This is a genomic window from Enterobacter sp. BNK-34 (assembly GCF_048684445.1).
Lineage (GTDB): Bacteria > Pseudomonadota > Gammaproteobacteria > Enterobacterales > Enterobacteriaceae > Enterobacter > Enterobacter pseudoroggenkampii.
Genome location: NZ_JBLQUA010000001.1, coordinates 4,795,929 through 4,816,733, shown reverse-complemented (window position 1 = coordinate 4,816,733; position 20,805 = coordinate 4,795,929). Strand labels below are relative to the sequence as shown.

Sequence of the window (20,805 nt, the reverse complement as noted above, 5' to 3'; positions counted from 1 at the left end):
AGCAGTAAAGGTTCCCATTGAGGTGTTGCTTAATAGCGACACTTAGCCTGGAAATCATTCAACCGATAATTAACAGGTTTAACAAGTAAAAATCATATATTTCAATGTGTTAATATTTTGTTTTGCGTTCTGGCACGGGTGTTGCATAATATTAACCAGTGGCTCATTCACCTTCTTATGTCAGCCCCTTCGGGACGCGCTACATAAACTTCGAATGACGCACAAAAAGGTGCCTGCCGTCCAACTACTGATCATAGCGATGCTTTATCAGGCCAGGGCGAAACGTCGAGTTAGGCACCGCCTCATTCCATGACAAAGCCGGGTTTTTACCCGGCTTTGTTGTATCTGAAGGGCAGACTCAGTTACGCTCTGCGTAAACCCCCATTAAGAGAGTAATGCGTTGAAACGCTGGCCCGTTTTTCCCCGCTCCCTGCGACAGCTTGTCATGATGGCCTTCCTGCTGATCCTGCTGCCGCTGCTGATCCTTGCCTGGCAGGCGTGGCAAAGTCTGAACGCGCTGAGCGCGCAGGCGGCTTTGACCAACCGCACGACGCTCATCGACGCCAGACGCAGTGAAGCGATGACCAACGCCGCGCTGGAGATGGAACGTAGCTATCGTCAGTATTGCGTGCTTGACGATCGGACGCTGGAAAAGGTGTATCAGAGTCAGCGCAAGCGCTACAGCGAAATGCTGGATGCCCACGCCGGCGTATTGCCTGACGACAAGCTCTATCAGGCGTTACGTCAGGATTTAAACGATCTTGCGCAGCTACAGTGCAGTAACAGCGGCCCGGATGCCGCCGCCGCCGCGCGTCTTGAAGCTTTTGCCAGCGCCAACACCGAGATGGTGCAGTCAACGCGCACGGTCATTTTCTCTCGCGGCCAGCAGCTCCAGCAGGAGATTGCCGAGCGCGGCCAGTTCTTCGGCTGGCAGGCGCTGGTGCTGTTCCTCGTGAGCCTCGGGCTGGTTCTGCTCTTTACCCGCATGATCATCGGCCCGGTGAAGGGCATTCAGCGGATGATCAACCGCCTGGGTGAAGGGAAATCGCTCGGAGATACGGTCGCCTTTAAAGGTCCGCGCGAGCTGCGATCCGTAGGCCAGCGCATTATCTGGCTGTCCGAGCGCCTGGCGTGGCTTGAATCACAGCGTCATCAGTTCCTGCGCCATATCTCCCATGAGCTTAAAACGCCGCTGGCCAGCATGCGCGAAGGGACGGAGCTGCTGGCGGACGAAGTGGCAGGACCCCTTACGCCAGAACAGAAAGAAATTGTCGAGATCCTGGATAACAGCAGCCGCAATCTGCAAAAGCTGATTGAGCAACTGCTGGATTACAACCGCAAGCTGGCTGACGGGGCGGTCGTTCTGGAAAACGTTGAGATTGAGCCTCTGGTGGATATGGTGATATCCGCCCATAGCTTGCCAGCAAGAGCTAAAATGATGCATACCGGTGTAGAACTGAATGCGCCGACCTGTCTCGCTGAACCCATGCTCTTAATGAGCGTGCTGGATAATCTTTATTCCAATGCGGTGCACTATGGTACTGAATCCGGTAACATTTATATCCGAAGTTATACGAAGGGTTCCCGGGTGTTTATAGACGTCGCTAACACCGGCACCCCGATCCCCGATGACGAAAAAACCATGATCTTCGAGCCCTTTTTCCAGGGGAGTCATCAGCGGAAAGGTGCGGTGAAAGGCAGTGGTCTGGGCTTGAGCATCGCCCGGGACTGCATACGACGCATGCAGGGTGAGCTAAACATTGCCACGGACGAACGTTCGGATGTTTGCTTCCGTATTGAACTGCCCCTGAGCCGGAAAAATCAATAAAATGAATCTATGTCTGGTGAGTATGTCACACGTCTTTTCCCGCGCCGTACGCGCGGTGTTTTCCCGCAACACGCTTCGCCTGAGCCTGCCCTGTTTATTTCTGGCAGGGTGTGTTTCCCATGCGCCACAAAGTGCAATTAGCGATAAACAAGAAGATAAATGGCCCGATAACCAGCTGGCCGATTTCCTCTCAACCCGCTGCGACGATATCTGGAACCTGTCAGGTCATGACGTTGAAAGCAACCCGCTGTTCTGGCTGCGTGGAATAGATTGCGCCCAGCGTCTGGCCCCGGTAGACGCTCGCTCGAAGGCGGCGATGCTGGATGACGACACCTGGCAGGACGCTTTCAAGCGCGGCATTTTGCTGGCTGATGCGAAAATCACCCCCGTCGAACGGCGCGCCAACGTGACCCGACTGGACACGTTCGTGGTCAATCTTCCCGTGCAGGTACGCCCGGTATACCAGCTCTGGCGCGATGGGCAGACATTACAGCTTCAGCTGTCTGAAGAACGCTCCCGCTACAGCAAGCTGCAACAGTCAACCGACAGCGAGCTTGATACGCTGCGTCAGCAGCAGCAACATTTACGTACGCAGCTCGATACCACAACGCGTAAGCTGGAAAACCTGACCGATATCGAAAGGCAGCTCTCGTCGCGCAAATATCAGCCGGGGAGTTCATCTGCGGCACCGGACAGCGATACGCCGAAACAAGAGGATGTGAAGCATGACGAGCCGTAAACCAGCCCATCTGTTACTGGTGGATGACGATCCCGGGCTGTTAAAGCTGCTGGGCATGCGTCTGGTGAGTGAAGGTTACAGCGTCGTGACCGCGGAAAGCGGGATGGAGGGGCTTAAGATCCTCAGCCGCGAGAAAATCGATCTGGTGATAAGCGACCTGCGGATGGACGAAATGGATGGCCTGCAGCTGTTCGCGGAGATCCAGAAGCAGCAGCCGGGTATGCCCGTGATTATCCTGACGGCGCACGGGTCGATCCCGGATGCGGTTGCCGCGACGCAGCAGGGAGTATTCAGCTTCCTGACCAAGCCGGTAGATAAAGACGCGCTGTATAAGGCAATCGACAGCGCGCTGGAACACGCCGTCCCGGCGGGGGATGAAGCGTGGCGGGAGTCCATCGTCACCCGCAGCCCCGTGATGCTGCGTCTGCTTGAACAGGCCCGGATGGTGGCGCAGTCCGACGTCAGCGTGCTCATCAACGGCCAGAGCGGTACCGGGAAAGAGATCCTGGCCCAGGCGATCCATAACGCCAGCCCGCGCAGCAAGAACGCTTTTATTGCGATTAACTGCGGCGCGCTCCCGGAGCAGCTGCTCGAATCTGAACTGTTTGGTCACGCCCGCGGCGCATTCACCGGGGCGGTAAGCAGCCGGGAAGGGCTGTTCCAGGCCGCGGAAGGCGGCACGCTGTTCCTGGACGAGATTGGCGATATGCCCGCGCCGCTGCAGGTCAAGCTGCTGCGCGTGCTGCAGGAGCGCAAAGTGCGTCCGCTGGGCAGCAACCGCGACATTGATATTAACGTGCGAATTATTTCCGCCACCCACCGCGATCTGCCGAAAGTGATGGCCCGCAACGAGTTTCGCGAAGATCTCTACTACCGCCTGAACGTGGTGAACCTGAAGATCCCGGCGCTGGCGGAACGGGCGGAAGACATTCCGCTGCTGGCGAACCATCTTTTGCGCCAGGCGGCCGATCGCCATAAACCATTCGTGCGCGCATTTTCCACCGATGCAATGAAGCGGCTGATGGCCGCAAGCTGGCCGGGCAACGTGCGTCAGCTGGTCAACGTGATTGAGCAGTGCGTGGCGCTGACCTCTTCACCGGTCATCAGCGACGCGCTGGTGGAGCAGGCGCTGGAAGGGGAAAACACGGCGCTGCCGACGTTTGCGGAAGCGCGGAATCAGTTTGAGCTCAACTATCTGCGCAAGCTATTGCAGATCACCAAAGGCAATGTGACCCACGCCGCGCGCATGGCCGGACGCAACCGCACCGAGTTCTACAAGCTGCTGTCGCGCCACGAGCTGGAAGCAAACGATTTTAAAGAGTAATGCCGTATGGTACTGTGAGCAATCGATTACGAGGCAGCTTACAGGCAAGAGTTTAAGGACCCACCATGAAAAAGATTGATGCGATTATTAAACCTTTCAAACTGGATGATGTGCGTGAAGCGCTGGCGGAAGTCGGCATCACCGGGATGACCGTGACGGAAGTGAAAGGTTTTGGTCGTCAGAAGGGCCACACCGAGCTTTACCGTGGCGCAGAGTACATGGTCGACTTTCTGCCGAAAGTAAAAATTGAAATCGTGGTCAGCGACGATATCGTCGATACCTGCGTGGATACCATTATCCGCACCGCGCAGACGGGCAAAATTGGCGACGGTAAAATCTTCGTCTTTGACGTGGCGCGCGTGATCCGTATCCGTACCGGCGAAGAAGACGACGCCGCGATTTAAACATTTTCCTGGCCGGGTAAGGCGCAGCCGCCACCCGGCGAAAAAAAGCCCCTCGACCGAGGGGCTTTTTGCATTACAGCACCTTATGCGGGCCGAAGCACTCGTAATGAATGCTGTCTTTGTTCACGCCCAGCCCCACCAGCTGCTGCGCGGCATACTGCATAAACGCCACCGGCCCACAGACGTAGAACTGCATGTCCGGCGCGCTAAACGCCCCTTCCATCTGGCTTAAATTCATCAGACCTTCGCTGTCAAAGCGTGCAGCTGCGCGGTCTGCCTCCGTCGGCAGGCGATACCAGGTGTGCGCGGTAAAGCGCGGCAGGGAGGCCCCGAGCGTTTTCACCTCATCCGCAAAGGCGTGCACGTCGCCGTTTTCCGCAGCGTGGAACCAGTTTACCTGCGCACCGTGGTGTGATTTTGCCAGCGTATCGAGCATCGCCAGCATTGGCGTTTGGCCGACGCCCGCAGAGATCAGCGTAACCGGGGTGTTTGCTTCAACGGCCATAAAGAAGTCGCCCGCCGGCGCGGCCAGATGGACCACGTCGCCCACGTTCGCTTCGTTGTGCAGCCAGCTGGAAACCTGACCGCCGTCCTCACGCTTCACCGCAATGCGGTAGCCTTGGCCGTTTGGCTTGCGGGTAAGAGAATACTGACGGATCTCCTGATGCGGGAAGCCTTCTGGCTTCAGCCACACGCCCAGATACTGCCCTGGCTGGTAATCGGCCACCGGCTGTCCGTCCACCGGCTCAAACTCAAAGCTGGTAATCAATGCGCTGCGCGGGGTTTTCTCGACGATGCGGAACGCCCGCGTGCCTTCCCAGCCACCGTTCTTGCTGGCGTTTTCACTGTAGATCTGTGCTTCACGGTTGATAAACACGTTTGCCAGCACGCCGTAGGCTTTACCCCACGCGTCCAGCACCTCCTGGCCCGGGCTGAACATCTCGTCCAGCGTGGCCAGCAGGTGGCCGCCCACAATGTTGTACTGCTCGGGTTGGATCTGGAAGCTGGTGTGCTTCTGCGCGATTTTTTCCACCGCGGGCAGCAGTGCAGCCAGGTTTTCAATATTGCTGGCGTAGGCCGCGATGGCGTTGAACAGCGCTTCACGCTGATCGCCGTTACGCTGGTTGCTCATGTTGAAAATCTCTTTGAGCTCCGGGTTGTGCGTGAACATGCGATCGTAGAAATGAGCGGTGAGTTTAGGGCCGGTTTGCACCAGCAGGGGAATGGTGGCTTTTACGGTAGCGATGGTTTGAGCGTCGAGCATGAGCGCGTCCTTTTGATGTCACTTTAATGATGTATTTTAAATGCATCTTATAAAAAATACCCCTGCGTTGTAAATGGTTCTTTGCAAGATGAAAAATATGCATCACAAACCTGAAAAGAAATCCGCTGGAAAGGGCGAGAGCTTTATTCCTCAAACCCTTGCGTGGCGGGTAGGAAAACGTTTGCGTAAAATCGTTTGTCAAGACCTGTTATCACAGAACTAATCAGTTATACTGTTGCCCGTCGTCCAACAGGACTGCCTTTTCAGGCCAAAATTTACTTGTTAGCTGAGTCAGGAGATGCGGATGTTAAAGCGTGAAATGAACATTGCCGATTATGATGCCGAACTGTGGCAGGCTATGGAGCAGGAAAAAGTACGTCAGGAAGAGCACATCGAACTGATCGCCTCCGAAAACTACACCAGCCCGCGCGTCATGCAGGCGCAGGGTTCTCAGCTGACCAACAAATATGCTGAAGGTTACCCTGGCAAACGCTATTACGGCGGTTGCGAGTACGTTGATATCGTTGAGCAGCTGGCTATCGACCGTGCGAAAGAACTCTTTGGCGCTGACTACGCGAACGTGCAGCCGCACTCTGGCTCTCAGGCTAACTTCGCGGTTTACACCGCGCTGCTGCAGCCGGGCGATACCGTTCTGGGTATGAACCTGGCGCAGGGCGGCCACCTGACTCACGGCTCCCCGGTTAACTTCTCCGGCAAACTGTACAACATCATCCCTTACGGTATCGATGAGTCCGGTAAAATTGACTACGAAGACATGGCGAAGCAGGCTAAAGAGCACAAGCCGAAGATGATCATCGGTGGCTTCTCCGCTTACTCCGGTATCGTTGACTGGGCAAAAATGCGTGAAATCGCAGACAGCATCGGTGCTTACCTGTTCGTTGATATGGCGCACGTTGCGGGTCTGATCGCCGCAGGCGTTTACCCGAACCCGGTTCCACACGCTCACGTTGTGACCACCACCACCCACAAAACCCTGGCGGGTCCACGCGGTGGCCTGATCCTGGCGAAAGGCGGTGACGAAGAGCTGTACAAAAAACTGAACTCCGCGGTGTTCCCAAGCGCGCAGGGCGGCCCACTGATGCACGTTATCGCGGCAAAAGCGGTCGCGCTGAAAGAAGCGATGGAGCCTGAGTTCAAGGTTTATCAGCAGCAGGTTGCTAAGAACGCCAAAGCGATGGTGGAAGTGTTCCTGAACCGTGGCTACAAAGTGGTATCCGGCGGTACTGAAAACCACCTGTTCCTGCTGGATCTGGTTGATAAGAACCTGACCGGTAAAGAAGCTGACGCTGCCCTGGGCCGCGCCAACATCACCGTGAACAAAAACAGCGTGCCAAACGATCCGAAGAGCCCGTTCGTGACCTCCGGTATCCGTATCGGTTCTCCGGCCGTGACTCGCCGCGGCTTCAAAGAAGCGGAAGTGAAAGAGCTGGCTGGCTGGATGTGTGACGTTCTGGACAACATCAATGACGAAGCGGTTATCGAGCGCGTCAAAGGCAAAGTTCTGGATATCTGCGCACGCTTCCCGGTATACGCATAATTCCTCTGCTTTGCAGAAATAAAAAAGGCCGCGCTTGCGGCCTTTTTTTATGGCTTAACGCCGGTCAAGGGAAATCGCGCCGGGACCAACAATCGCCAGCAAAATAAAGGCGCCAGCAATACTGATATTCTTGTAGAAGTTAATCATATTCGGTACGACCGCATCACCGGTCATATCCCAGTAGTGATGCCCAATCACCGCCGTTCCGAGGGTGTAGAACACAAACAGTACCGCGAGAGGACGGGTGAAAAAGCCCAGTACGATCAGGATAGCGGCAGGCACTTCCATCACCACCGCAATAATGGCCGCCAGCATGGGCATCGGCGTCCCCAGCGAGGTCATGTATTGTACGGTGCCGCTAAATCCCGTCAGTTTTGGATAACCAAAGATAATAAACAGCACGACAAGTGCGATGCGGCCGATCAACAGCAGCAGGTGACGCGACTGACCGAAATCGAGATAACGTAGTGAGTTCATGGCAGAAAACCTCTGCAAGTGGAGTAATTTAAACGTAATACATATTTCCATTCCCTGCCATAAGCCAGGCGACTGCACAAGATGTTAATTTTTCGTTAATTTATAGCAGGCTATCTACTTGCTTAATTTTTATATTCTCGCCAGACTATGGCCTCGATTTCGGGAGGGATTCATGGTCTTGCATTCCACGCGCTGGCTGGCGCTCAGTTATTTCACCTATTTCTTTAGCTACGGCATTTTTCTGCCCTTCTGGAGCGTCTGGCTCAAGGGTATCGGCCTGACGCCCGAGACCATCGGCGTCCTGCTGGGGGCCGGGCTGGTGGCGCGTTTCCTCGGCAGCCTGCTGATTGCCCCGCGCGTCAGCGATCCCTCCTTACTGATCAAGGCCGTGCGCATTCTTGCTCTGCTGACCCTGGTCTTTGTGGCCTGCTTCTGGGTCAGCCACCAGTTTGCCTGGCTGATGGTGGTGATGGTCGGCTTTAACCTGTTCTTCTCACCGCTGGTGCCGCTGACGGATGCCCTGGCGAACACCTGGCAAAAGCAGATCACCATGGACTATGGTCGCGTGCGCCTGTGGGGCTCTATCGCCTTTGTGATTGGCTCGGCGCTGGTGGGCAAACTGGTCAGCCTTTACGATTATCGCGCCATTCTTGCCCTGCTGAGCATCGGTATTGCCTCGATGCTGCTGGGCATGCTGCTGCGACCGTCGGTGATGCCACAAGGGGAAAGCCGCCATCAGGAGAGCGCCGGCTGGCCCGCATGGCGGAGCCTGGTCGCACAGAGCTGGCGTTTTCTGGCGTGCGTGTGCCTCCTTCAGGGGGCACATGCGGCGTACTATGGCTTCAGCGCTATCTACTGGCAGGGGGCAGGGTATTCCGCTTCCGCCGTGGGATATCTGTGGTCGCTGGGCGTGGTGGCCGAAGTCATTATCTTTGCCCTGAGCAAAAAACTGTTCCGCCGCTTTGGCGCGCGTGACCTGCTGCTGCTTTCCGCCGTGTGTGGGGTGGCGCGCTGGGGGATTATGGGCTGGACGACCGATCTGCCGTGGCTGATTGTGGCGCAAATTCTTCACTGCGGCACCTTTACCGTGTGCCATCTGGCAGCCATGCGCTATATCGCTGCGCGTGAGGGCGGGGACGTGATTCGCCTGCAGGCCGTCTACTCGGCAGTGGCAATGGGGGGCAGTATCGCGATCATGACGGTGTTTGCGGGGTTCCTCTATCAGCATCTGGGGCACGGCGTCTTCTGGGTGATGGCGCTGGTCGCCTTGCCCGCCATCGTTGTTCGCCCTAAAGTGGCCGCCCGCGCGTCGCTATGATTCCAGCATGGCGCGAATATGTTCTTGCTGCTGCGCGTTCAATGTCTCAACGGCATGGATCAGCGGCGGCGAGAACAGCGGCAGGGCTGTAGGGTAGGGGGTGATAACCAGCGCGGCCTCGCGCGGTGCCCCCTCTTTCTGAAAGGCCTGCAGCGTCAGGTAGCGAATGTTGAGCGGCAGCAGCGTCAGCTCGCGAAGCTGCTGTTCGATCTGCTCCTCGCTGGCTTTATCGTCTCCCGTCAGCAGGATCACCTGTTTTTCATGCAGGTCAGTCTCCTGCATCAGCCAGGCACCAAAAATCACCGCCACGAGGCTCATCTCTTCATCGGAAAAACGCAGGCCAAATTCCGCCTCCAGCTCAAACAGCGCCTCTTTCGTGGTGCGTAACAGTCGGGGATAAAGGCGGTGGATCTCCTCCGGCAGGCTATTGTCGATGCCGATCTCAAACAGCGAACGGTCCAGCGCCTGAGCCAGATGGATATACAGCTGATCGGTCAGCCCTTGTTCATCGCTGAAGTTCATCCCGGTCTGGGAACGAAAGCGGGCCACCATGCGCACGATGGCCCGGCGTAGACGCTGATCCTGCTGGTGCTTATCAAGCACCGGATCGGGGGTGCGGAGCATCATAAACAGCAGCGCCAGAAACAGCTGTTCATCCCCGTGGGCACCCTGCGGGACGCGCCGTCTCCAGTGGCGCACGATCTCCTGCGCCGTAAAATACTCCCCTCTCGACTGGGTCCAGCTGCGCTGAACGTGGGAAAACTGCGGCGTATTCCCGAGCTGGTGCTGAATAAGGCAGTATTGCAGATAAAGCTGTAAAAACTGGACGTCGCGGCATTCAAACTGGCGCTGGAGCTTGCGTGAGCAGAAGCCGATCAGTGCCCGCAGGTTCGCATCGTCGTAAAGCGGCCGCGCGATGCCGTGTTGTTTAAGCGCGGTTTTTAATGCGGGGGTAAACTGGTGCGAGACGAACTGCGGGCAAAGCCGCAGCGCCCGGCGCAGCCAGTGCAGCAGGCATAAACGCTGATTCAGGGCTGTGCCTTCAATCCGGTAGCAGCCGTCGTGGTGCGTAACGATATCCAGCCGGTGATAGCGCTGGATTTCATCGCGCGTCTCGGCTATATCTTGCCGTGCCATCGCGTCGTCCACGCCGTTGGCAGCGATTATGCTCTGTGCGGTGACGGCAGCATCGGGCAGGTAAAGCATCAAAAGCACCTGGCAGCGGCGCTGCGAACTGGAAAGCACAGATGGAATTTCAAGCGTCGTCATCATCTGTCGGGTATCCAGTGTGAATGTTTGATAAGAATAGCTAAAGGATGAGCGCTGAAAAGCGCGCCGGCAGGCCTTTCACTCAGGATTGCTGGGGAACATCACAGAATTTTTGACGTGAGGAATTGATGCAAACAGTTAAACAATGTGCGATGGCGTTATTTTTGGCGGTTATCAGCTTAACCGCCAGCGCACACCCTCACAGCTTTATCGACCTCAAAACCGAGCTGGTCACCGACGGCACGCAATTGAGCGGCCTGAAAATGCGCTGGACGATGGATGAAATCACCTCGGCCGATCTGCTCTACGATGCGGGAAATGCGAAGCCCGGCGATGAAATCTGGAAAAAGCTGGCGGCGGAAGTAATGGCCAACGTGCTCGGCCAGCACTACTTCACTGAATTCTGGCACAACGGGCAAAAGGTCAAATTTCTGAACCGACCCACGGAATACGGGATGACGCGTGAAGGGCACCAGGCGGTGCTGACGTTCGTGCTTCCGCTGGCGCATCCGCAGCCGCTGGCGGGGCAAACGTACCGCTTTTCCACCTTTGACCCTACCTACTATGTTGACATGCGCTATGACAAAGACAGCGACGTACGGCTGCCGGACGCGCTGCAAAAAAGCTGCAAAATTGGCGTGCACACCCCCAAACCCAGCGAAGAGACGCTGAACTTTGCGGTCTCGCTTGATAAAGAAGATGCACCGCCCGAGGATATGGAATTGGGTAAACAGTTTGCGCAGGAGGTGACGTTACAATGTCAGTGATCTCCTCTCCGGTTCGGAAACCGCGCCGCTGGCTGCACCTCTGGCCGCTGGCGCTCTTTTTACTGTTAGCAACTGGCGGTGCGCTGTGGCTGTGGCAGGCCTGGCCGCAGGTCATGATGAAAAGCATTATCTGGCAGCGTGAGGTTAACCAGCAGATGAGCGGTCTGCTGAAGGCGGTGGCGGAGAACCCGACCAAAGCGGGTGGTTCCCTGCTGGCGTTCAGTTTTGTCTATGGCGTTCTGCACGCCCTGGGGCCGGGGCACGGCAAAATCGTCATCACGACCTGGCTCGCCACCCATCCGTCAAAGCTGAAATCGAGTATCGGCCTGACGCTGGCCTCCTCGCTGCTTCAGGGCGGCGTGGCGATTGCGCTCGTGGTGGTCGTGCTTTCGCTGTTACAGCTTCCCGCGCGCCAGCTGCACTTGAGCAGCTTCTGGCTGGAGAAGGGCAGCTACGCGCTGGTGGGCCTGCTGGGGCTGATCCTCTGCTGGCGGGCGCTCAAAAAGCTGCGCGTGCTGCTGCAAAAGCCGAAATTCAAAACCTTTACGCCGCACCACGTTCATGATGAAAACTGCGGCTGCGGGCATCAGCATTTGCCCACGCAGGAACAATTACAGAACGGCGACGACTGGCGCGCGCGGCTGGTGATTGTTCTCTCTATGGGCATGCGCCCGTGTTCGGGTGCCATCATGGTGCTGCTGTTCAGTAAGGTGATAGGCGTGTTCGGCTGGGGCATGCTGTCCGCGCTGGCGATGGCGGCAGGAACCTCTCTCACCATTTCGTCTTTAGCGCTGCTGGTACACAGCTTCCGTCAGCTGGCGGTCAAACTCAGCGGCAATAAAACACCGGTGCTGTGGCGGCAGGTTGGCTGGACAACGCTCGCGCTGGCGGGCGGGGTGATTCTGCTGGTAGCGGCGGTAACGATGTGGATGAGTGCGGTGCCGGTGGGAAGGGGATTGCGGCCTTTTTAGTTTCAATTCCCTCTCCCACAGGGAGAGGGAATTACCGGGATTAACGCTTCAGCGCATCGCTCAGTTCATCACGCATGTTTGCCAGCATGGCTTTAACAACGCGTGGGTTACCCGCAACGATGTTGCCGGTAGACAGATAGTTATGGCCGCCGGTGAAGTCGCAAACAATGGCGCCTGCTTCACGCGCGATCAGCTCGCCCGCTGCAAAATCCCATGGCTTCAGTGAGAGTTCGAAGTAACCGTCAACGCGGCCGGTGGCAACATAGGCCAGATCCAGCGCAGCAGAACCGGTGCGACGGAAGTCCGCGCATTCGGTGAACAGTTTGCCCAGGATATTCATATAGGTGGTCGCGTGCTGTTTTGCCTTGAACGGGAAACCGGTCGCCAGGATGGTGCCGTCCAGATCGCGTGCGTTGCTGCAGCGCAGACGGTAGCCGTTCAGCTGTGCGCCCTGACCGCGGGTCGCGGTGAACAGTTCGTTACGCATTGGATCGTACACAACGGCGACTTCAGTACGGCCTTTAATGCGTACTGCGATAGACACAGAGAAGTGTGGCAGGCGTTTGACGAAGTTGGTGGTGCCATCCAGTGGATCGATAACCCATTGAACATCCTGATCGGTACCTTCATGTTCACCGCTTTCTTCGGTGATGATGGTGTGCTGTGGGTAAGATTTGCGGATCGTTTCGATAATAATCGCTTCTGCGGCTTTATCGACGTTCGTCACGAAATCATTGCTGCCTTTCTGGCTGGTTTCTACGGAGTCTGGCGTTTCGTAGTGTTTGGCAATTACATTACCCGCCTTGCGCGCTGCGCGCACGGCGATGGTCAGCATCGGATGCATCGGTCTCTCTCACTGGATGTTAAAGAACAGGAAAATCGGCGCAGAGTATAGCAGCGGGATCGGATTATGTCTCCCGTTTATGATAATATGCCCGAATATTCTTCAGACGCTGAATTCAGACATTAAAAATTATGCTGCAAAACATTCGAATCGTGCTGGTCGAAACATCGCACACCGGCAACATGGGCTCCGTTGCCCGCGCTATGAAAACCATGGGCTTAACGAACCTGTGGCTGGTTAACCCGCTGGTGAAACCCGACTCGCAGGCTATCGCGCTGGCGGCCGGGGCCAGCGACGTGATCGGTAATGCCCAGATCGTCGATACCCTTGACGAAGCGCTGGCCGGCTGCAGCCTCGTTGTGGGTACCAGCGCGCGTTCGCGCACGCTGCCGTGGCCAATGCTCGATCCGCGTGAATGCGGCCTGAAAAGTGTCGCGGAGGCAGAACAGGCGCCGGTTGCGCTGGTGTTTGGCCGCGAGCGCGTTGGCCTGACCAACGACGAGCTGCAGAAGTGCCATTATCACGTCGCGATTGCGGCAAACCCGGAGTACAGCTCGCTGAACCTGGCGATGGCGGTGCAGGTTATCGCTTATGAAGTCCGTATGGCGTGGCTGGCAACGCAGGAAAAAGAGGTCGAGCCGAAAGAAGAGACGGCTTACCCGCTGGTGGACGACCTTGAGCGTTTCTACGGTCACCTGGAGCAGACGCTGCTCTCAACCGGCTTTATCCGTGAAGGCCACCCGGGCCAGGTAATGAACAAGTTGCGCCGTATGTTTACCCGCGCGCGTCCGGAAAGCCAGGAGCTGAACATCCTGCGCGGAATTCTGGCGTCGATTGAGCAGAAGAATAAAGAGTAGTGCCGGTTTGTTTTCTCTCTCCCTGTGGGAGAGGGGCGGGGTGAGGGCATCAGGCCGCACCTGTATTATGAAGGCACAGAAGGTTAAATACCTGACTAAAACAGTCAAGTAAATAGTTGACCATTTTAGTCAGGAATGTCAGACTTGGCCCTGCTATGCAATACCCCATTTTACTATAAAAAACCCCGGGCAGGGGCGAGTTTGAGGTTAAGTAAGACATGAGACTGACATCTAAAGGGCGTTATGCCGTGACCGCGATGCTGGACGTTGCGCTCAACTCCGAAGCGGGCCCGGTTCCGTTGGCTGATATTTCTGAACGACAAGGGATCTCCCTCTCTTATCTGGAACAGCTGTTCTCCAGACTGCGTAAAAATGGACTGGTTTCCAGCGTTCGTGGCCCAGGCGGCGGTTATCTGCTGGGTAAAGACGCGGGCAGTATTGCAGTTGGTGAAGTGATTAGCGCAGTTGACGAATCCGTTGACGCGACCCGTTGCCAGGGTAAAGGCGGCTGCCAGGGCGGCGATAAGTGCCTGACCCACGCGCTGTGGCGCGATCTGAGCGACCGTCTCACCGGCTTCCTGAACAACATCACCCTGGGTGAACTGGTCAATAACCAGGAAGTTCTGGATGTTTCGGGCCGTCAGCACAGTCAGGATTCCCAACGCAGCACCCGCGCGCAGGACGCTATCGACGTCAAACTGCGCGCGTAATAAAACGATAAGTATTTCAGAATCAGGCCGGGGCGAAGACTCGCCCCGTGTACTCGGTCGTACATCCAGCCGGTTGCCTGATTCCTTGCATTGAAGCGATGTACGGAGTTTAAAGAGCAATGAAATTACCGATTTATCTCGATTACTCCGCAACCACGCCGGTGGACCCGCGTGTTGCCGAGAAAATGATGCAGTGTCTGACCCTGGACGGAAACTTTGGTAACCCAGCTTCCCGTTCACACCGTTTTGGCTGGCATGCTGAAGAGGCGGTTGATATCGCCCGTAATCAGATTGCTGACCTGGTGGGTGCCGACCCGCGTGAGATTGTTTTCACCTCCGGTGCGACCGAATCCGACAACCTGGCGATCAAAGGTGCAGCCAACTTTTATCAGAAAAAAGGCAAGCACATCATCACCAGCAAAACCGAACATAAAGCCGTGCTGGACACCTGCCGTCAGCTGGAGCGTGAAGGGTATGAAGTCACCTACCTGGCGCCACAGAGCAACGGCATCATCGACCTGAAAGAGCTCGAAGCGGCCATGCGTGATGACACCATTCTGGTCTCCATCATGCACGTCAACAACGAAATCGGCGTGGTGCAGGACATCGCGACCATCGGCGAAATGTGCCGCGCGCGCGGTATCATCTACCACGTGGACGCGACCCAGAGCGTGGGCAAACTGCCTATCGACCTGAGCCAACTGAAAGTGGACCTGATGTCCTTCTCCGGCCACAAAATCTATGGCCCGAAAGGGATCGGCGCGCTGTACGTTCGTCGTAAACCACGTATCCGCATCGAAGCACAGATGCACGGTGGCGGTCACGAGCGTGGCATGCGTTCCGGTACGCTGCCTGTTCACCAGATCGTGGGCATGGGAGAAGCTTACCGCATTGCAAAAGAAGAGATGGAAACCGAGATGGCACGCCTGCGCACGCTGCGTAACCGTCTGTGGGACGGCGTGAAAGATATGGAAGAAGTGTATCTGAACGGCGATCTCGAGCAGGGCGCACCAAACATCCTCAACGTCAGCTTCAACTATGTTGAAGGCGAGTCGCTGATCATGGCGCTGAAAGACCTGGCCGTTTCTTCCGGTTCTGCCTGTACTTCTGCAAGCCTTGAGCCATCCTACGTGCTGCGCGCGCTGGGTATGACTGACGAGCTGGCACACAGCTCTATCCGTTTCTCTTTAGGTCGTTTCACTACCGAAGAAGAGATTGACTACACCATCAAGCTGGTTCGCAACTCCATTGGCCGTCTGCGCGACCTTTCTCCACTGTGGGAAATGTTCAAGCAGGGCGTGGATCTGAACAGCATTGAATGGTCACATCACTAATCGGTACATAAGGAGAATTCAATCATGGCATACAGCGAAAAAGTCATCGATCATTACGAAAACCCACGCAACGTTGGCTCTTTTGACAACAGCGACGAATCTGTTGGTAGCGGCATGGTCGGTGCGCCAGCGTGTGGCGACGTGATGAAGTTGCAGATTAAAGTCAACAATGAAGGTATCATTGAAGACGCGCGCTTCAAGACCTACGGCTGCGGTTCTGCAATTGCGTCCAGCTCCCTGGTCACCGAATGGGTGAAGGGCAAGTCTCTGGACGAAGCACAGGCAATCAAGAACACGGATATTGCTGAAGAACTCGAACTGCCACCGGTGAAAATTCACTGCTCAATTCTGGCAGAAGACGCGATCAAAGCCGCCATTGCGGATTACAAAAGCAAACGTGAAGCAAAATAATTGAGGTTTGAGTATGTCGATTACCCTTAGCGACAGCGCTGCCGCGCGAGTAAGCTCTTTTCTGGCGAACCGTGGTAAAGGCTTTGGCCTGCGACTGGGTGTACGTACCTCCGGCTGTTCTGGTATGGCTTACGTACTGGAGTTTGTTGACGAACCGGCGTCTGACGACACCGTGTTTGAAGACAAGGGCGTGAAGGTGGTGGTCGATGGCAAAAGCCTGCAATTCCTCAACGGCACTCAGCTGGACTTCGTTAAAGAAGGCCTGAACGAAGGGTTCAAATTCACGAACCCGAACGTCAAAGACGAGTGTGGTTGCGGCGAAAGCTTCCACGTTTAACCGCGCGTCATCCGAAACCCCACCGTGGCGTTACCCGCTACGCGTGGGGTTTGTTTTAACAGGCTACCCCTGAGATTGTTATGGATTACTTCACTCTCTTCGGACTACCCGCTCAATACCCGATTGATCTCCAGGCGTTGACGATCCGTTTTCAGGATCTGCAGCGTCAGTACCATCCGGACAAATTCGCGAGCGGTACTCAGGCAGAGCAGCTGGCTGCGGTTTCCCACTCTGCCACCATCAACCAGGCCTGGCAGACGCTGCGCCATCCGCTGGCGCGCGCTGAATATCTGCTCTCGCTCCACGGTTTTGATCTGGCGAGCGAACAGCATACCGTGCGTGACACGGCGTTTCTGATGGAGCAGCTGGAGCTTCGCGAAGAGCTCGATGAGATTGAACAGGCCAAAGACGAAGCGCGTCTGGAAAGCTTTATTACGCGCGTGAAGGGCATGTTCGATACCCGCCATCAGCAGATGGTGGAGCAACTGAACAACGAGACCTGGGACGTGGCGGCAGATACTGTGCGCAAACTCCGTTTTCTCGATAAACTGCGAAGCAGTGCTGAACAACTCGAAGAAAAGCTGCTCGATTTTTAATTTCGGAAGCAATTATGGCCTTATTACAAATTAGTGAGCCTGGCTTAAGTGCCGCACCGCACCAGCGTCGTCTGGCGGTGGGTATTGACCTGGGCACCACCAATTCCCTCGTGGCGACCGTGCGCAGCGGCCAGGCGGAAACGCTGGCTGACGAGCAGGGGCGCCATCTGCTGCCTTCCGTGGTCCACTACCAGCAGCAGGGTCACGCGGTAGGCTATGACGCCCGCGCTAATGCCGCGCGCGATCCGGCGAATACCATCAGCTCCGTCAAGCGCATGATGGGCCGCTCGCTGGCCGATATTCAGACCCGCTACCCGCATCTACCGTATCAGCTGCAGGCAAGTGAAAACGGCCTGCCGATGATTGCGACCGCGGCCGGTCTGCTGAACCCGATTCGTGTTTCTGCTGACATCCTCAAAGCGCTGGCTGAGCGCGCTACGGCAACGCTCGGTGGCGATCTGGACGGCGTGGTGATCACCGTTCCTGCCTACTTTGACGATGCACAGCGTCAGGGCACCAAAGACGCCGCGCGTCTGGCGGGCCTGCACGTGCTGCGTCTGCTGAACGAACCGACGGCGGCGGCGATTGCCTACGGCCTCGATTCCGGTCAGGAAGGGGTGATCGCGGTTTATGATCTTGGCGGCGGGACGTTTGATATCTCTATCCTGCGCCTGAGCCGCGGGGTGTTTGAAGTGCTGGCGACCGGCGGGGATTCCGCGCTGGGCGGTGATGACTTCGACCATCTTCTGGCGGACTACATCCGCGAGCAGGCGGGCATCAGCGATCGCAGCGATGCGCGCGTACAGCGTGAACTGCTGGATGCGGCCATCGACGCCAAAATCGCCCTGAGCGATGCGCAGACGGTTACCGTCAATGTTGCGGGCTGGCAGGGTGAGATCTCTCGCGATCAGTTCAGCGATCTGATCGCCCCACTGGTGAAACGCACCTTACTGGCCTGCCGTCGCGCATTGAAAGATGCGGGCGTTGAGGCGAACGAGGTGCTGGAAGTGGTCATGGTGGGCGGTTCGACCCGCGTGCCGCTGGTGCGTGAGCGCGTGGGCGAATTCTTTGGCCGCACGCCGCTGACCTCCATCGACCCGGACAAAGTGGTTGCCGTAGGTGCCGCGATCCAGGCCGATATTCTGGTCGGCAACAAGCCGGACAGCGAAATGCTGCTGCTGGACGTCATCCCGCTGTCGCTGGGGTTAGAAACCATGGGCGGCCTGGTGGAGAAAGTGATCCCGCGTAACACCACTATTCCGGTGGCGCGCGCGCAGGAGTTCACCACCTTTAAAGACGGCCAGACCGCGATGTCCATCCACGTAATGCAGGGCGAACGCGAGCTGGTGCAGGACTGCCGCTCTCTGGCGCGCTTTGCGCTGCGCGGTATCCCGGCGCTGCCTGCGGGCGGGGCGCATATTCGCGTCACCTTCCAGGTGGATGCCGACGGCCTGCTGAGCGTCACGGCGATGGAAAAATCCACCGGCGTGGAATCGTCCATCCAGGTGAAGCCGTCCTACGGCCTGACCGATGGCGAAATCGCCTCCATGATTCAGGACTCAATGAGCTACGCCGAGCAGGATGTGAAGGCGCGTATGCTGGCGGAGCAGAAAGTTGAAGCCGCCCGCGTGCTGGAAAGCCTGACCGGCGCGCTCGCTGCCGACGCCGCGCTGCTCAGCGCCGCTGAGCGTCAGGTGATTGACGAAGCCGCCGCGCGCTTAAGCGTCGTGGCCGAAGGTAATGACGCTGACGCAATAGAAGAAGCCATTAAAAACGTTGATAAACAAACCCAGGACTTTGCTGCTCGCCGCATGGACAAATCTGTCCGCGTCGCGCTGAAAGGCCAGTCCGTGGACGAGGTTTAATATGCCAAAGATTGTAATTTTGCCTCATGCGGACCTCTGTCCGGATGGCGCTGTTCTGGAAGCGAAGACCGGTGAAACCATTCTCGATGTTGCCCTGCGTGCAGGTATCGAAGTGGAACACGCCTGTGAAAAATCCTGTGCCTGCACCACCTGCCACTGCATCGTGCGTGAAGGTTTTGACTCTCTCGCCGAGAGCACCGAAGACGAAGACGACATGCTGGATAAAGCATGGGGTCTGGAGCCAGACAGCCGCTTAAGCTGCCAGGCTGCGGTGACTGATGAAGATCTGGTCGTGGAGTTCCCACGCTACACCATCAACCACGCACGCGAGCATTAATATGGGACTGAAGTGGACAGACAGCCGTGAAATCGGCGAAGCGCTCTACGACGCGAACCCGGATCTCGATCCGAAGACCGTACGATTCACCGACATGCACCAGTGGATCTGCGATTTAGAGGATTTCGACGACGATCCAAACGCATCCAATGAAAAAATTCTGGAGGCGATTCTGTTAGTCTGGTTAGATGAAGCAGAATAAATAACAAAACGGGCTGCCTTCAGGCGGCCCGTTTGCTAGTTGCTAATAAGGAAAAATAAAATGACCGAAGCGATGAAGATTACGCTCTCTACGCAGCCCGCCGACGCGCGCTGGGGCGAGAAAGCCAGCTACAGCATCAACAACGACGGTATTACCCTGCACCTGACGGGCAACGATGATTTGGGCCTGATCCAGCGAGCCGCGCGTAAAATTGATGGCCTGGGCATTAAGCATGTCTCCCTGGAAGGCGAAGGCTGGGACACCGACCGCAGCTGGGCATTCTGGGCAGGCTACAAAGGCCCAAAAGGCACCCGCAAAATTGAGTGGGCAAACCTTGATGCCGCTGGTCAGAAAGAGCTTGAAAGCCGCCTGCAAATTATCGACTGGGTGCGCGACACCATCAACGCCCCGGCGGAAGAGTTAGGCCCTGAGCAGCTGGCGCAGCGCGCGGTTGACCTGCTGTGCGGCGTGGCGGGCGACAAGATGTCCTACCGCATCACCAAGGGTGAAGACCTGCGCGAGCAGAACTACATGGGTATCCATACCGTGGGCCGTGGTTCTGAGCGTCCAGCAGTGCTGCTGGCGCTGGACTACAACCCAACCGGCGATAAAGACGCTTCTGTCTTTGCCTGCCTGGTAGGTAAAGGCATCACCTTCGACACCGGCGGCTACAGCCTGAAGCAGAGCGCGTTCATGGACTCCATGAAGTCCGACATGGGCGGCGCGGCCACCATCACCGGCGCGCTGGCGTTTGCGATTACCCGCGGTCTGAACAAGCGCGTGAAGCTGTACCTGTGCTGCGCGGACAACATGGTGAGCGGTAACGCCTTCAAGCTGGGCGACATCATTCGCTATCGCAACGGCAAAAACGTCGAAGTGATGAACACCGACGCCGAAGGCCGTCTGGTGCTGGCCGATGGCCTGATCGACGCGTCTGCCCAGAAGCCAGAGCTGATTATCGATATGGCGACCCTGACCGGCGCGGCGAAAACCGCGCTGGGTAACGACTACCATGCGCTGTTCAGCTTCGACGACAAGCTGGCCGCTCGCCTGCTGGCCAGCGCCGCTGCAGAAAATGAACCGTTCTGGCGTCTGCCGCTGGCCGAGTTCCACCGCAGCCAGCTGCCGTCCAATTTTGCCGAGCTGAACAATACCGCCAGCGCGGCGTACCCTGCGGGCGCAAGCACCGCGGCAGGCTTCCTGTCTCACTTCGTCGAGAATTATCATGAAGGCTGGCTGCACATCGACTGCTCCGCAACGTACCGTAAAGCCGCGGTTGAGCAGTGGTCTGCGGGCGCAACCGGTCTGGGCGTGCGTACCGTGGCGAACCTGCTGACGGCTGAGTAATCTTTTTAGCCGGGTGGCGCTGCGCTTACGCGCGCCTTCGGAGTCA

22 protein-coding genes are annotated in these 20,805 nt (G+C 57.0%); 18 read left to right on the top strand and 4 right to left on the bottom strand.

The features are described 5' to 3' along the window. Window positions 1–400: 400 nt before the first annotated feature. The 4 genes from qseE (at window position 401) to glnB (ending at window position 4,295) form a co-directional block, all read left to right on the top strand. Window positions 401–1,828: a two component system sensor histidine kinase QseE/GlrK gene (gene qseE / locus ACMGG5_RS23605; protein WP_024908630.1), complete on the top strand. Its 1,428-nt coding sequence runs from the start codon at window positions 401–403 to the stop codon at window positions 1,826–1,828. A 1-nt stretch (window position 1,829) separates the two neighbouring features. Continuing rightward, on the top strand, window positions 1,830–2,567 hold the full coding sequence (gene qseG, locus ACMGG5_RS23600; RefSeq protein ID WP_024908631.1) for a two-component system QseEF-associated lipoprotein QseG: 738 nt from the start codon (window positions 1,830–1,832) through the stop codon (window positions 2,565–2,567). Further along, a complete protein-coding gene (glrR, locus tag ACMGG5_RS23595; RefSeq protein WP_267215171.1) occupies window positions 2,554–3,891 on the top strand; it encodes a two-component system response regulator GlrR in 1,338 nt (445 codons plus the stop codon). The genes qseG and glrR overlap by 14 nt, the downstream gene beginning before the upstream one ends. A 65-nt stretch (window positions 3,892–3,956) precedes the next feature. Further along, a complete protein-coding gene (gene glnB, locus ACMGG5_RS23590) occupies window positions 3,957–4,295 on the top strand; it encodes a nitrogen regulatory protein P-II (protein ID WP_003860685.1) in 339 nt (112 codons plus the stop codon). 73 nt (window positions 4,296–4,368) lie between these two features. On the opposite strand, the gene hmpA is transcribed toward glnB, so the two are convergent. After that, a complete protein-coding gene (gene hmpA, locus ACMGG5_RS23585) occupies window positions 4,369–5,559 on the bottom strand; it encodes an NO-inducible flavohemoprotein (protein WP_148768702.1) in 1,191 nt (396 codons plus the stop codon). 304 nt (window positions 5,560–5,863) lie between these two features. Here hmpA and glyA point away from each other — a divergent pair, with 304 nt between their 5' ends. After that, window positions 5,864–7,117 (top strand): serine hydroxymethyltransferase, encoded by a 1,254-nt coding sequence (gene glyA / locus ACMGG5_RS23580; RefSeq protein ID WP_008502165.1) that lies wholly within the window; start codon window positions 5,864–5,866, stop codon window positions 7,115–7,117. Window positions 7,118–7,171: 54 nt separating this feature from the next. Here glyA and ACMGG5_RS23575 read toward each other — a convergent pair whose 3' ends face one another. Then, on the bottom strand, window positions 7,172–7,594 hold the full coding sequence (locus ACMGG5_RS23575; RefSeq protein WP_024908634.1) for a DoxX family protein: 423 nt from the start codon (window positions 7,592–7,594) through the stop codon (window positions 7,172–7,174). Window positions 7,595–7,766: 172 nt separating this feature from the next. On the opposite strand from ACMGG5_RS23575, the gene ACMGG5_RS23570 reads away from it, so the two are divergent. Further along, window positions 7,767–8,912 carry a 3-phenylpropionate MFS transporter gene (locus ACMGG5_RS23570; RefSeq protein WP_008502163.1) on the top strand — a complete coding sequence of 382 codons (1,146 nt, stop codon included), beginning with the start codon at window positions 7,767–7,769 and terminating at the stop codon, window positions 8,910–8,912. Here ACMGG5_RS23570 and csiE read toward each other — a convergent pair. Then, window positions 8,907–10,184, bottom strand: coding sequence for a stationary phase inducible protein CsiE (gene csiE, locus ACMGG5_RS23565; protein WP_126534752.1), 1,278 nt, complete (start codon window positions 10,182–10,184; stop codon window positions 8,907–8,909). The genes ACMGG5_RS23570 and csiE overlap by 6 nt on opposite strands. 125 nt (window positions 10,185–10,309) lie before the next feature. Here csiE and ACMGG5_RS23560 point away from each other — a divergent pair, with 125 nt between their 5' ends. Together ACMGG5_RS23560 and ACMGG5_RS23555 are read left to right on the top strand one after the other, a co-directional pair. Next, complete coding sequence (locus ACMGG5_RS23560; RefSeq protein WP_024908637.1) at window positions 10,310–10,948, top strand: DUF1007 family protein; 639 nt, start codon at window positions 10,310–10,312, stop codon at window positions 10,946–10,948. After that, on the top strand, window positions 10,939–11,919 hold the full coding sequence (locus ACMGG5_RS23555; RefSeq protein ID WP_267215170.1) for a nickel/cobalt transporter: 981 nt from the start codon (window positions 10,939–10,941) through the stop codon (window positions 11,917–11,919). The genes ACMGG5_RS23560 and ACMGG5_RS23555 overlap by 10 nt, the downstream gene beginning before the upstream one ends. 40 nt (window positions 11,920–11,959) lie before the next feature. Here the strand turns inward: ACMGG5_RS23555 and suhB are convergent, their stop codons facing one another. Further along, window positions 11,960–12,763: an inositol-1-monophosphatase gene (suhB, locus tag ACMGG5_RS23550; protein WP_024908639.1), complete on the bottom strand. Its 804-nt coding sequence runs from the start codon at window positions 12,761–12,763 to the stop codon at window positions 11,960–11,962. A 131-nt stretch (window positions 12,764–12,894) separates the two neighbouring features. On the opposite strand from suhB, the gene trmJ reads away from it, so the two are divergent. From trmJ to pepB, 10 genes are all read left to right on the top strand, one after another. Then, on the top strand, window positions 12,895–13,620 hold the full coding sequence (gene trmJ, locus ACMGG5_RS23545) for a tRNA (cytosine(32)/uridine(32)-2'-O)-methyltransferase TrmJ (protein ID WP_267215169.1): 726 nt from the start codon (window positions 12,895–12,897) through the stop codon (window positions 13,618–13,620). 218 nt (window positions 13,621–13,838) lie between these two features. Then, entirely contained in the window at window positions 13,839–14,330 is a 492-nt protein-coding gene (iscR, locus tag ACMGG5_RS23540) for a Fe-S cluster assembly transcriptional regulator IscR (protein ID WP_024908641.1), read from the top strand. Between the two features lie 119 nt (window positions 14,331–14,449). Continuing rightward, window positions 14,450–15,664 (top strand): cysteine desulfurase, encoded by a 1,215-nt coding sequence (gene iscS / locus ACMGG5_RS23535; protein ID WP_008502157.1) that lies wholly within the window; start codon window positions 14,450–14,452, stop codon window positions 15,662–15,664. Window positions 15,665–15,688: 24 nt separating this feature from the next. After that, a complete protein-coding gene (gene iscU / locus ACMGG5_RS23530) occupies window positions 15,689–16,075 on the top strand; it encodes a Fe-S cluster assembly scaffold IscU (RefSeq protein ID WP_003860661.1) in 387 nt (128 codons plus the stop codon). A 13-nt stretch (window positions 16,076–16,088) separates the two neighbouring features. Further along, window positions 16,089–16,412: an iron-sulfur cluster assembly protein IscA gene (gene iscA / locus ACMGG5_RS23525; RefSeq protein ID WP_003860659.1), complete on the top strand. Its 324-nt coding sequence runs from the start codon at window positions 16,089–16,091 to the stop codon at window positions 16,410–16,412. Between the two features lie 80 nt (window positions 16,413–16,492). Beyond that, window positions 16,493–17,008: a co-chaperone HscB gene (gene hscB / locus ACMGG5_RS23520; RefSeq protein WP_024908642.1), complete on the top strand. Its 516-nt coding sequence runs from the start codon at window positions 16,493–16,495 to the stop codon at window positions 17,006–17,008. Between the two features lie 14 nt (window positions 17,009–17,022). Beyond that, window positions 17,023–18,873, top strand: a complete 1,851-nt coding sequence (gene hscA / locus ACMGG5_RS23515; RefSeq protein ID WP_157189591.1) for a Fe-S protein assembly chaperone HscA — start codon at window positions 17,023–17,025, stop codon at window positions 18,871–18,873. Between the two features lies 1 nt (window position 18,874). Further along, window positions 18,875–19,210, top strand: coding sequence for an ISC system 2Fe-2S type ferredoxin (gene fdx, locus ACMGG5_RS23510; protein WP_003860652.1), 336 nt, complete (start codon window positions 18,875–18,877; stop codon window positions 19,208–19,210). Window position 19,211: 1 nt separating this feature from the next. Continuing rightward, window positions 19,212–19,412, top strand: coding sequence for a Fe-S cluster assembly protein IscX (gene iscX, locus ACMGG5_RS23505; protein ID WP_003860650.1), 201 nt, complete (start codon window positions 19,212–19,214; stop codon window positions 19,410–19,412). Window positions 19,413–19,472: 60 nt separating this feature from the next. Further along, entirely contained in the window at window positions 19,473–20,759 is a 1,287-nt protein-coding gene (gene pepB / locus ACMGG5_RS23500) for an aminopeptidase PepB (protein ID WP_420278587.1), read from the top strand. Window positions 20,760–20,805 lie beyond the last annotated feature (46 nt).